This window comes from Vitreimonas sp. (assembly GCF_035627415.1).
GTDB lineage: Bacteria > Pseudomonadota > Alphaproteobacteria > Caulobacterales > Aquidulcibacteraceae > Vitreimonas.
Genome location: NZ_DASPLU010000007.1, coordinates 142,997 through 153,453, shown reverse-complemented (window position 1 = coordinate 153,453; position 10,457 = coordinate 142,997). Strand labels below are relative to the sequence as shown.

The window sequence follows — 10,457 nt, the reverse complement described above, 5'->3', positions numbered from 1 at the left end:
CGCAAAGCGCTGAAGCATCCGAACCTGGCGCAGCGTTTCGCCCGCATCGTCGAGGCGCTCGCCAATATCGACCGCCTTGCGCGCCGCATCATCCATCGCCTGCGCCGCGGCATGACGCGCACCTGTCCGATGCTGGCCGTGCGTCCCCCGCACGCGTCTCTGTCCAGCGTCGCCGCCGCGCCCGACGTCACGTGCGCCGACACGTCTTGATGCAACCCCCACGGCCCCGCACGCCCGCCCCCGCGCCGAACAGGACGTTCGCCGCGGCCGCCGGCGCACGTCCAATGCGGTAAAGCCGGAACGACCTCGCCGCGCAGCCGTTCCAAACCGGAGGAGTCTTCCGATGAACTTGCCTGCGAAAATGAGCACCGAACTGGTCGCCATGGTGATGATCGGCGATGGCGCGCTGGCTATGTTGCAGCCGCGCCGGCACATGCGCCTGTGGAATACGGGTCCCGAGCCGTGGCGCAGGCTCTGCACCTATTTCGAGGAGCGGCCGGCCCTGACGATGGCCGTCGGCGCCGTCTCCGTCGGGCTCGGCATCTGGCTCGCCAGCGGCCAGGATCAGCGCCACGATTACGAAGACCAGTACGCCGACCCGCTCGGCACCGATTACCCGCCATACCCCGCCATGGTCCCGGAAACCGAGGCGATCCTGCACGGCGCGTAGCTTGGTCCCGGGTGACGGCGCGCGCAGGAACCCTTAGATAGCGGCCATGACTCAGCTCGATGTCCGCTCCGCCCGTCCCGACCAGCTGGTCGAAGGCGACAAGGGAAAATGGGAAATTATTGTCGGCCTCGAAGTGCACGCGCAGGTCACCAGCCGCGCCAAGCTCTTCTCCGGCGCCAGCGCCGCCTATGGCGGCGATCCGAACGCGCACGTCTCTCTCGTCGACGCGGCGATGCCGGGCATGCTGCCGGTGATCAACAAATTCTGCGTCGAGCAGGCGATCCGCACCGGCCTCGGCCTCAACGCCGAGATCAACAAATGGAGCCGGTTCGACCGGAAGAACTACTTCTATCCCGATCTGCCCCAGGGCTATCAGATCTCGCAATACAAAGAGCCGATCGTCGGCGAAGGCGAGATCGAGGTGGAGCCGGACGGCGAAGAGCCGGTGACGATCCGCATCGAACGCCTGCACCTCGAGCAGGACGCCGGCAAGTCGATTCACGATCTCTCGCCCAGCGAAACCTTCGTCGACCTGAACCGCGCCGGCGTCGCGTTGATGGAAATCGTCTCGCGCCCGGACATGCGCTCGTCGAAAGAGGCGGCCGCCTATTTCAACAAGCTGCGCGCGATCGTGCGCGCGCTCGGCACCTGCGACGGCAACATGGAAGAAGGCTCCATGCGCGCCGACGTGAACGTCTCGGTGCGCAAGGCCGGCACCAAAGAATGGGGCACGCGCTGCGAGATCAAGAACGTCAACTCGACCCGCTTCATGCAGCAGGCGATCGAATACGAAGCCCGCCGCCAGATCGAGATTCTCGAAAGCGGCGGCGTGATCGATCAGGAAACGCGCCTGTTCGACCCGAACGCGGGCGAAACGCGCACCATGCGCTCGAAGGAAGACGCGCACGATTATCGCTACTTCCCGGATCCGGATCTGCTGCCGCTGGTGATCGAGCAAAGCTGGATCGACGAGATCAAAGCCTCGCTGCCGGAACTGCCGGACGCGAAGAAGAAGCGCTTCATGAGCGCATACGGCCTCTCGGTGTATGACGCGCGCGTGCTCTCGAGCGACAGCGAAGCGGCCGCCTATTTCGAGACCGTGGCGAAGGGCCGTGACGGCAAAGCCGCCGCGAACTGGGTGACGCAGGAATTGTTCGGCGCGCTCAACAAGAAGGGCCTCGAACTCGGCCAATCGCCGGTGAAAGCCGAAGCGCTCGGCGCACTGCTTGACCTCATCAAAGACGGCACGATCAACGGCAAGATCGCCAAGGACGTCTTCGCCAAGATGATGGAAACCGGCGAAGCGCCCGGCGCCATCGTCGAACGCGAGGGCCTCAAACAAGTCACCGACACCGGCGCGATCGAGAAAGCCATCGACGACCTCATGGCCGCCAACGCCGACAAAGTCGCCGACGTGCAAAAGAACCCGAAAGCCTTCGGCTGGTGGGTCGGCCAAACCATGAAGGCCACCGGCGGCAAAGCCAACCCGGCGGTGGTGAACGAGATTCTGAAGAAGAAGTTGGGTGTCTGACCTGAACGAACGCAGCGAGCGCCTCTTCTCCTACGGCACGCTGCAGCAGGATAACGTGCAGCTCTCGACGTTTGGCCGTTTGCTGAACGGCGCGCCGGATGCGCTCACCGGCTTCAAGCGGGAACTGGTCGAGATCACCGATCCGGAGGTGCTGGCCAAGAGCGGCAAGCGTTTCCATCCGATCGTCTCACAAAGCGCCGTGCCCGACGATCGCGTCGCCGGCACGGTGTTCGAAATCACGGCCGAAGAACTCGCCGCCGCCGACGCCTACGAAGTCGCAGATTATGTCCGCGTCGAAGCGGCGCTCGCCTCGGGCGCCAAAGCCTGGGTCTATGTGAAGCGCTAGCGCGCCCGCGCGACGAGGGGCGTGTAGCGCGCCATGTGGCCCGCCGCGCCCACCAGCGCCGGCGCATCGATCTGCGTGCGCAGATGCGATTCGAACGCGCCCGATTGATAGGAAGCAATCCGGTCGCCGCCGGGAACGAACGCCTGCATCATCACCGCGAACCAGATGTAGAGCAGCATCGGAGCCTCCCTCGTGCGGAAGCTTGCTTCATCATGGTTGCCGGGGCCTTAACGCAGTGCGCCCCGGAGCGGGGGAGGAGCTCCGGGGCGCTTGAAGAGCGTGACTAAGCAGGCGTGGGGAGGGTTAGCCGCCCGCGAGGATCACGCCCAGGATGACGCCGGTGGCGATGCCGACCAGCAGATAATCGCCGCGATCGTCGCGGACATAGTGATAGCCGCGCGGCGGCGGGCGCAGGCGATGGTAGCGCCAGTCTACGCGGTCATAGTGGCTGCGGTAATAGCTCGGCAGCCGGTCGCCGCGGCGCCATGCGCGATAGCCGTAGTCGACATCGCGATAATGCGACGGCGGCGGACCATAGTACCAGCGGCCGCGATAATTGTAGCCGTTGTAGCGACGCGCGTCCCAACGGCCTTCTTGGTAGCCGCGGCGATAGGCGCGACGTTCGTCGCGGCGGTCGTCGCGATTGTCCCAATCGCGGTCGTGACGGTCGCGGCGGTGACGGCGGCGATCATGCCGGTCGTTGTCGTCGTGATCACGCCAATGGCGATCGCGACGATCGCGATCGCGCGCATCGGCGTCGCTCGGCAGGGCGAGCGGCGCCGCAAACGTAGCTGCGGCCAGCGCAGCTATTGCGAAGCGTTTCATACGAGGTCTCCTTCCTGCTTCCCTTGAACCGCTCCGTTCAAAAGAAGGTCCCTCTCTGCCCGCGAGTGTGTCCGGAGGTGACTGAACCTGGTCTGAATGTGTCCCGATCCGCTGATTTCCTTTTGGTTAGAGTTTGTCAGCCGATGCGGTAACACCGTTGTGCCTTGAGCGCGCCGGCGCCGTTCCCACCTCGGACGGACATGAACGAGAGCTGAATGACCAAGCCGATCGAACTCTACTTTTGGCCGACGCCCAACGGCTGGAAGATCTCCATCGCCCTCGAAGAGATGGGCCTGCCGTACGAGGTGAAGCCGGTGAACATCGGCAAAGGCGAGCAATTCGCGCCCGGCTTCCTGAAGATATCGCCAAACAACCGGATGCCCGCGATCGTCGATCCGGAGGGGCCGGGCGGGGCGCCGATCTCCGTGTTCGAGTCGGGCGCCATCCTGCAATATCTCGGCCGCAAGTCCGGCAAGCTCTATCCTGCCGACGAGCGCGCGAAGAGCGAGGTCGAGCAATGGCTCATCTGGCAAGTCGCGAACCTTGGCCCTATTGCCGGACAGGTCAGTCACTTCGTGAACTACGCGCCGAAGCTGGTCGACGATCCGGCGCTGATCGAGTACGGCCGCGCCCGCTACGTGAACGAACTCAACCGGCTCTGCGGCGTGATGGAGAAGCGGCTCGGCGAAGCGCCTTTTCTCGGCGGCGAATATTCGATCGCCGACATCGCCGCGTGGCCGTGGGCGCGCATCGTCCACAAGCTCGGCCAGAGCTTCGATGATTTCCCAAAGGTTAAGGACTGGGTGGATCGCATCTATGATCGGCCCGCAGTCCAGCGTGCGCTGAAGGTGGGCGAAGAGCTCAAGCAGAAGCAAGCGACCAGCAAGGAAGACGTCCGCGAGGCGGCGAAGCACCTGTTCGGCCAGACCGCGAACAGCGTCAACGATGCGAAATCAAAACAAGGCTGACGCGGCTTAAGCTTATCGCAAGTTATGCACGATATTCGTCCACCTCGACGGCGCGAAAAATGCACGTCAGTGGGGTGGAACGGACATGGGGATACCCAGACGTTCCCAAGTGATACAAGGGAGCGGCCTTAATGGCGTTTACGGATTCTGAAATCGCGGAGGCGCACGAAGCGGTGCGTCGCGAAGGCGACAGCGACAATCTCTACAAGCTGGGCTTGATCTATTCGACCGGCCAAGGCGGCGCGGTGGACTATGTGCAAGCGCACATGTGGTTCAACCTCGCGGCCGTCCGCGGCTCGGAAGCGGCGAAGGAATGCCGCCGCGAACTCTCCGAGATGATGTCGAAGGACGAAATCGCCCAAGCCCAGCGCAGCGCGCGCGAGTGGCTCAGCGTGAAGCATCACTGAAGACGGGCAATGGGCAGTTGGCAGTGGGCAATAGTGGATTGAACTCCTATTGCCTGTTGCCCACTGCCTATTGCCTCAGTTGTTCCGCTCGCCGCGCAGATCGTAATAAAAGCTGAACTGCACCGGCAGCGCGTCGCGCACGTATTGCTGCATGAACAGGTTCACCTGGCTGATGCGCGAGCGCGGGACGTAGACGACGTCATAGCGTTGTAGCGGCTGCGCATCGGGAAAACCCTGCCGCATCGCTCGCGGCGAGAGATCAATCTCGTTGACTTGCGTTTCGCCGCTCGCGCGCGAAAGCACCAGCACATCGCCGCGACGCGCCGTCGGCAGGAAGCCGCCCGCGAGCGCCACCGCCTGGAACGCATCGATCTGCGCCGGCATCTCGTAAATGCCCGGGCGCGCCACCTCGCCGCCGACGAACACTTGCCGCGAGCCGTAGCTGCGCGGCGTCACCGTGAGCTCCGGCATCCGCAAGTGCTGCGCATATTGCGCGACGAGCGCATCGTGCAGCTCCGCCGCCGTCAGATCCGCTGCGCGCACCGCGCCGATCAACGGCAGCGCGATTCGGCCGTCCGGCGCCACCGTGACCGTGCGCGTCAGTTCCGGCGCCGAAAAGACCGCGATCTCGATCTCATCGCCCGGATAGAAGCGGTAAGCCGGCGTCGCATCGGAATAGACGAGCGGGGCCGGCGCGGCCGCCTGCGGCGCCTCTTGGCTGTGCGCCAGCGTCGCGCAGCCGGCAAAGGCCGCGGCGATCACCACCGTCATCACCGTAATCGCGTTGCGCATCGTAAAAACTCCAACGCTTTGTTAGCGCCCGTGCGGTTAACCGTACGTCGCTGGGCGGCAGAGTGCGGGAAGGTGGTGAATGATCATTTACCAAATTCCGTCAATCTGGCTCGCGCGCACGTACGGGAGCGCTGATGAAGACGGGTGCTGAGGCCAGGGCGGAGCGGGCGTGGTTCGGCTGGGCCGGCGCGCCGAAGCTCAGCCTCGCCGATCTCGCGGCGATGCTGTGGGCCGAGCGCTTCGCGGTGCTCGCCGTCGGCGGCGCAATCTGTGCGCTCGGCTTGGTCGCGGCGCTGGCCGCGCCCAAGACTTACACCGCGCGCTCAGAATTGCTCGTTCGTCTCGGCCAGGAATATGTTTATCAGCCGACCGCGGGTGGCGCGGGCGCCGGTGCGACGCCGGACATGCAGACCGTCGTCAACGCCGAGATGCGGATGATCGGCTCGGGTTCGGTGGTGCGCAGCGCGATCGAGGCCGTCGGGCTGGCGACGCTCTATCCGGAAATCGCCGCGGCATCGGGCTCCGACGCCCGCAAGCTCGCCGCCGCCGAGCGCGCGTTTGCGCAGAGCCTCACCATCGAAACCGCGCCGCAGACGCCGGCGATCGGGCTTTCGTTCGAACACAAGACTCCAGAGATCGCCGCGCGCGCGCTCAACGCGCTCGTGGACCAATATCTTGCTCACCGCCGCGAAGTGCTCGTCGGCGGCGAGTACGAAGCGCTGTCGTCGCAGACGACCGATCTGAGCCAGCGCGCCGGCGCGGCGACGCAGGCGCTCGCGGTGTTCCTCACCGAACATGAGATCGGCGATTTCGAAAGCGAACTCGCGGCCCTTGCCGCGCGCGCCGGCGACATCGAAACGCAACTGCTCGAGGCGCAGACGCGGCGCGGCGAAGCCGAGGCCCGCGCCGCCTCGTTGCGCTCCCGTTATCAGGCCGAGCCGGCGGAGATTCAGCTCTATTCGGAGTCCGACGCGCGCCGCGAGCTGGTCGAGGCGCAGGTCGAGCGCCAGCAATTGCTGTCGCGTTACCAGGAAGACGCGCTGCCTGTGCGCGAAGTCGATCGCCGCATCGCCCAGCTCGAAGCTTTTCTCGCCGGCGGCGATCCGCCGAGCCTCACGCGCCGCGGCGCCAATCCCGTGCGCCAGGATATCGCCAGCCAGCTCTTCGCCATGGAAGCGGAAGCGCGCGCCCAGCGCGGCCGCGAACAAGCGTTGACGCGCCAGCGCCAAGATGTGCGCGACCGGCTGCGCGCCATGCAGACGCTGGAGCCGCAATTCCGGCAGCTGCAGCGTGAGCGCGCCATTCTCGAGACCAACGCCCAGAACTTCGCCACACGCGCCGAAGACGCTCGCGCGCGCAGTCAGATGCTCGGCCGCGCGACCGACAACATCAGCCCGGTCGAGCGCGCCGCCGTGCCGACGCAAGGCAAAAGCCTACGCTGGCCCATCATGATCGTCACGCTGTTGATCGCTGCGGTGGTGGCGCTGGCGGCTGGCCTTTCCCGCGGCTTCATGCGCCGCAGCTTCCCGACGCCCTCGTGCGCAGCGCGCGCACTCGGCGCGCCCGTGCTCGCTGTGATGCCACGCGCGGCCAAGCAACAGCAGCAGTCTGTTCGGCCGAAATCGCCGCCGGCGAAAGGCAAGCCGGCCCTGACCCTTGTCGAAGGCGGCGCATGAGCCCTTGGGGATTCTCCGTCGAAGGCGTGCTCGACGCCGTCGCCGCGCAGGCGCACAGGAGCGGCGCCGGCCGCGCGGTGATGCTGGTGAGCGCACGGCGCAAAGAAGGCGTCACGACGGCGGCTTGCGCGATCGCCGAGGCGGCCGGTCCGGGCGCCGTTTATGCGGTCGACCTCGATCTGAAGCGCAACGCCCTGGCCAAGCGGCTGAGCGAACGCGCGCCGCTAGGGCCGAAGCTCGACGGGCGCGTCTCCGGGATACCGTTCTACGCGCTGCGCACCGCCGGCAATGCGCCGCTGCGTGAATCGGCAGCCGCGTTCGGCTATCATCGTGTCGGCCATTCGCGGGTGCATGCCGGCGTGTTCGATGTGCGTGCGCTTCCCGCCGGCGCGCGTGTGGCGATTTCCGCAGGTTCGGCCTATTGGGACGCCGCGCGCGCGAGCGGCGGCTATGTCGTTGTCGACGCGCCCTCGCTCGACCGCAGCGAGATCGCCCTGCGCGTTGCGCCGCACATGGACGCCGTGGTGCTGGTGGTCGGCGCTGATCGCGGCGCAGCGCCCGCGGCGACGGCCGCCAAAGCAGCGCTCGACGGCGTCGGCGCGAACGTCATCGGACTGATTTATGCGGGCGCCACAGCGCCGGTCATGGCGATCGAACAGCTGGCGCGTCAGCTCGGCTGAGTTGCGAGCACCGCGCCGTAGAAGCGTTGCTCGCGGAACCAGAACACCTTGCCTGCGCCGCGTGCGGCCTTGTCGAGCAGCGCCAGCGCATGCGCGGTCGAGCCGGCAAACACCAAAGCGCTGGCGAGCCCGAACACCACCGCCTGCAGCGCGCCGACGCACATGTGCCGCAGCAGCGCCTTGTAGTCGCGCTCGCGCCAGGCGGTTTCGCATGGGCCTTGGCCATAGGCGAAAGCGCGCTTCAGACCGTGCGCCAACGTCGTGCGTTCTGCGCCGACATGTTCGATCACGGCGGCGTCCGCCGCCCAGGCGAAGGATGCGCCCGCATTGCGCCAGGCCGCGAACAAGAGGTCGTCCTCGCCGCCGGTCTGATCGGCGCTGGTGTCGAACGGCGCGCCGCTGCCGAACATCGTGCGCAGCTGCAGCGAATTGCCGATGCCGTAGGCGTTCGGCGTGAGGCCGCTGTCCGAGGGACCTGCGCGCGAATAGAGCCTTTCGTAGAACGCCGCGTTGCGGACGCCGCCGATCGCTTGCGCTCGCACCGGCCCGAAGACGGCGTGCGCGCCGGTCATGCTCTGTACGGAAACGAGCGCAGCCAGCCAGTCGGGATGCGCCTCTTCGTCGTCGTCGAGCCAAGCGATGAGGTCGCCGCGCGCCAGCGTGAGCGCCGCGTTCCGCGCCTGCGCGACGCCCGGCGTCGGCGCGTGCGTCCAGCGAAACGGAATAGGCGCTTCCGAGGCAAGGCTCTCGAACACAGGAAGCGCTGAGCCCTCGGGAGAATTGTCGACGGCGACGAGTTCGATGGCGTCGGCGCCGCGCTGCGCGAACACGCTGCGGGCGGCGCGCACGAACGAATCCGGCCGCCGGAAGGTCGGGATCAAGACGCTGACGAGGGTCATGGCAGTCTCCTTTCGAGCGCATCGCTCACCGGCAGCACCAGGAAACCAAGCGCGCGCGCTTCTGTGATCAAGGCGTCGAGCTCTGCGGCGCGGGTGCCCCAGGCCGATGGCGCCTCCGAGACGTCGTGGGTGAAGCCGATCACCCAGGCTTTGCGTTTGGCCGCCCGCTTCAGCGCCTGCCGCATGGCCGCGAATGGTTTGCCGAACATCGCATAGGCGCGCAGCTGCGCGAGATCTGCGCGACCAACATTGAGACCAGGCGCCACGCCGCGCGCGCTCGCGAGCCGCGGCGGCAAGCTGCACTTTAAAGCTGGCGTGGTCTCGCCGTAGGGATAGGCCATCGTCCGCACCGCGGCCGACACGCCCAGGTGCGCGAGCGCGTCGCGGTTCTTGGCGAACTCTTGCAGAGAATCGTACACGCTTTGCTTCGCGCAATCCGTATGCGCGTGGGTATGGCAGCCGATCTCGTGCCCAGCTTCCAGCAAGCGCCGCACATCGCCGGCGGAGAAGTTGCGGCCGCACGGCCCGTTCTGGCCCGCGAGCCCGGCGGCGGCGTAGTACGTGCCGCGCGCGCCGTGGCGCTCGAGGATGTCCGCGCCCAGCGCGGCTGCGCTGGCGGGAAAGTCGTCGAACGTGATCGACAGCACCGGCTCGGCGAAACGCAGCGTCGCCGGGCGCGCCAGCGTCCGCTGGGTCAGCCGGCGCTGCAGCTTGGCGAGCAGATGGCGCGGCGGCGAATAGGCGGCCGTCACGTGAGGTGTTCCGCATAGCAGCTGGCGCGGTAGAGCTTCAGCGCCGCGCGGCGGACGATCATCGGCGTCGCGCTCAAGGGATCGCGCGCCAGCCACGCGCAGGCGCGGCGAAGCGCAGCGCGCGCAGGCGCGAGACGCAGCGCTTGCGCCAAACGATGGGCGCTGAAGCTGCGCACTGCGGACGGGTGCTTGGCGGCGAGCCGGGCAAAGTTCGGCCCTGCTTCCTCGGACTTGCGGATCAATGTCTCGACATCGTCGAGCCCCGCATGCGTCGCCGGGTTGTCGACATGCAGGATCGGGCCGAGATGCGCGGCGCGCAGGGCCCATTCGGTGTCTTCGAAGCCCCATCCGACGAAACCGGAGTCGAACGGCAATTGCGCCAGCAGATCGCGCCTAACCAGCAGGTTCGCCGACGCCGTGAACTGCGCCGGCGCGCGCGCGCGCCCCTCTGCGTCGCGGCAGTCCGAGGCGCCGAACAGATTGTGATGCAGCGCCGTCTCGGCGGTTCGCGTCGCTTTGCGCAGCGAGAGGCCGCCGAAGGCGGCGAGCGGCTCTGATTCTGCGACTTCGAGCCAACGCTCCAGAAAGCGCGGGCAATCCGGGATCATGTCGGCGTCCAGAAAGAGCACGTAGTCGCCGGCGGCTTCGGCCACCAGCCGATTGCGCCCGGCCGCGCGCCCCCGGTTCTTTTCCCAGACGATGACGCGGACAGGCGCGCGGAGCGCCGCCGCGCTCGTCAGCACGCGCGCTAACAGTTCGGCCGAGCCCGAGCCGTCGTCGAGCAGCACGAACTCGACCCCGGCGGGGGCGCTTGCCATCGCCGCGAGCAGCGGCGTCGGATCGCAGCGGAAGAAAGGCGTCAGAATGCTGAGGCGCACCGGCGCGGTCGCGGCGCCGAGCTTAAGCACGCG

14 protein-coding genes are annotated in these 10,457 nt (G+C 66.9%); 8 read left to right on the top strand and 6 right to left on the bottom strand.

What is annotated here, in order from left to right:
• From VEA80_RS05450 to VEA80_RS05435, 4 genes are all read left to right on the top strand, one after another.
• Nucleotides 1-210 (top strand): hypothetical protein (locus VEA80_RS05450; protein ID WP_325059687.1); only part of this gene is annotated, 210 nt, incomplete at its 5' end.
• A 133-nt stretch (nt 211-343) separates the two neighbouring features.
• Nucleotides 344-670, top strand: a complete 327-nt coding sequence (locus VEA80_RS05445) for a hypothetical protein (RefSeq protein ID WP_325059686.1) — start codon at nt 344-346, stop codon at nt 668-670.
• Nucleotides 671-716: 46 nt separating this feature from the next.
• Entirely contained in the window at nt 717-2,201 is a 1,485-nt protein-coding gene (gatB, locus tag VEA80_RS05440; RefSeq protein ID WP_325059685.1) for an Asp-tRNA(Asn)/Glu-tRNA(Gln) amidotransferase subunit GatB, read from the top strand.
• On the top strand, nt 2,194-2,547 hold the full coding sequence (locus VEA80_RS05435) for a gamma-glutamylcyclotransferase family protein (protein WP_325059684.1): 354 nt from the start codon (nt 2,194-2,196) through the stop codon (nt 2,545-2,547). The genes gatB and VEA80_RS05435 overlap by 8 nt, the downstream gene beginning before the upstream one ends.
• Here VEA80_RS05435 and VEA80_RS05430 read toward each other — a convergent pair.
• Together VEA80_RS05430 and VEA80_RS05425 are read right to left on the bottom strand one after the other, a co-directional pair.
• Nucleotides 2,544-2,726: a hypothetical protein gene (locus tag VEA80_RS05430; protein WP_325059683.1), complete on the bottom strand. Its 183-nt coding sequence runs from the start codon at nt 2,724-2,726 to the stop codon at nt 2,544-2,546. The two genes, VEA80_RS05435 and VEA80_RS05430, sit on opposite strands and share 4 nt — an antisense overlap.
• A 124-nt stretch (nt 2,727-2,850) precedes the next feature.
• Nucleotides 2,851-3,372 carry an RcnB family protein gene (locus VEA80_RS05425; protein ID WP_325059682.1) on the bottom strand — a complete coding sequence of 174 codons (522 nt, stop codon included), beginning with the start codon at nt 3,370-3,372 and terminating at the stop codon, nt 2,851-2,853.
• A gap of 215 nt (nt 3,373-3,587) precedes the next feature.
• Here VEA80_RS05425 and VEA80_RS05420 point away from each other — a divergent pair, with 215 nt between their 5' ends.
• Nucleotides 3,588-4,340 carry a glutathione S-transferase family protein gene (locus VEA80_RS05420; RefSeq protein WP_325059681.1) on the top strand — a complete coding sequence of 251 codons (753 nt, stop codon included), beginning with the start codon at nt 3,588-3,590 and terminating at the stop codon, nt 4,338-4,340.
• A 131-nt stretch (nt 4,341-4,471) separates the two neighbouring features.
• Nucleotides 4,472-4,747, top strand: a complete 276-nt coding sequence (locus tag VEA80_RS05415) for a hypothetical protein (RefSeq protein WP_325059680.1) — start codon at nt 4,472-4,474, stop codon at nt 4,745-4,747.
• A 75-nt stretch (nt 4,748-4,822) separates the two neighbouring features.
• Here VEA80_RS05415 and VEA80_RS05410 read toward each other — a convergent pair whose 3' ends face one another.
• Nucleotides 4,823-5,539, bottom strand: a complete 717-nt coding sequence (locus tag VEA80_RS05410) for a polysaccharide biosynthesis/export family protein (protein WP_325059679.1) — start codon at nt 5,537-5,539, stop codon at nt 4,823-4,825.
• 134 nt (nt 5,540-5,673) lie between these two features.
• Here VEA80_RS05410 and VEA80_RS05405 point away from each other — a divergent pair, with 134 nt between their 5' ends.
• Nucleotides 5,674-7,215 carry a hypothetical protein gene (locus VEA80_RS05405; RefSeq protein WP_325059678.1) on the top strand — a complete coding sequence of 514 codons (1,542 nt, stop codon included), beginning with the start codon at nt 5,674-5,676 and terminating at the stop codon, nt 7,213-7,215.
• Complete coding sequence (locus tag VEA80_RS05400; RefSeq protein WP_325059677.1) at nt 7,212-7,895, top strand: hypothetical protein; 684 nt, start codon at nt 7,212-7,214, stop codon at nt 7,893-7,895. The genes VEA80_RS05405 and VEA80_RS05400 overlap by 4 nt, the downstream gene beginning before the upstream one ends.
• Here the strand turns inward: VEA80_RS05400 and VEA80_RS05395 are convergent.
• The 3 genes from VEA80_RS05395 to VEA80_RS05385 are packed head-to-tail and all read right to left on the bottom strand — an operon-like array spanning nt 7,883 to nt 10,454.
• Nucleotides 7,883-8,794: a glycosyltransferase family A protein gene (locus VEA80_RS05395; RefSeq protein ID WP_325059676.1), complete on the bottom strand. Its 912-nt coding sequence runs from the start codon at nt 8,792-8,794 to the stop codon at nt 7,883-7,885. The genes VEA80_RS05400 and VEA80_RS05395 overlap by 13 nt on opposite strands.
• The gene (locus VEA80_RS05390) at nt 8,791-9,546 is read right to left on the bottom strand and encodes a polysaccharide deacetylase family protein (protein ID WP_325059675.1); all 756 of its coding nucleotides are present in this window, start codon (nt 9,544-9,546) and stop codon (nt 8,791-8,793) included. Before VEA80_RS05390 ends, VEA80_RS05395 begins: the two co-directional genes overlap by 4 nt.
• Entirely contained in the window at nt 9,543-10,454 is a 912-nt protein-coding gene (locus VEA80_RS05385; RefSeq protein WP_325059674.1) for a glycosyltransferase family A protein, read from the bottom strand. The genes VEA80_RS05390 and VEA80_RS05385 overlap by 4 nt, the downstream gene beginning before the upstream one ends.
• Between the last annotated feature and the right edge of the window lie 3 nt (nt 10,455-10,457).

Coding starts and splice junctions, on each gene's coding strand:
- VEA80_RS05430 (WP_325059683.1), bottom strand. CDS start 2,726: ATGCTGCTCTACATCTGGTTCGCGGTGATGATGCAGGCGTTCGTTCCC.
- VEA80_RS05400 (WP_325059677.1), top strand. CDS start 7,212: ATGAGCCCTTGGGGATTCTCCGTCGAAGGCGTGCTCGACGCCGTCGCC.
- VEA80_RS05425 (WP_325059682.1), bottom strand. CDS start 3,372: ATGAAACGCTTCGCAATAGCTGCGCTGGCCGCAGCTACGTTTGCGGCG.
- gatB (WP_325059685.1), top strand. CDS start 717: ATGACTCAGCTCGATGTCCGCTCCGCCCGTCCCGACCAGCTGGTCGAA.
- VEA80_RS05415 (WP_325059680.1), top strand. CDS start 4,472: ATGGCGTTTACGGATTCTGAAATCGCGGAGGCGCACGAAGCGGTGCGT.
- VEA80_RS05445 (WP_325059686.1), top strand. CDS start 344: ATGAACTTGCCTGCGAAAATGAGCACCGAACTGGTCGCCATGGTGATG.
- VEA80_RS05410 (WP_325059679.1), bottom strand. CDS start 5,539: ATGCGCAACGCGATTACGGTGATGACGGTGGTGATCGCCGCGGCCTTT.
- VEA80_RS05405 (WP_325059678.1), top strand. CDS start 5,674: ATGAAGACGGGTGCTGAGGCCAGGGCGGAGCGGGCGTGGTTCGGCTGG.
- VEA80_RS05420 (WP_325059681.1), top strand. CDS start 3,588: ATGACCAAGCCGATCGAACTCTACTTTTGGCCGACGCCCAACGGCTGG.
- VEA80_RS05395 (WP_325059676.1), bottom strand. CDS start 8,794: ATGACCCTCGTCAGCGTCTTGATCCCGACCTTCCGGCGGCCGGATTCG.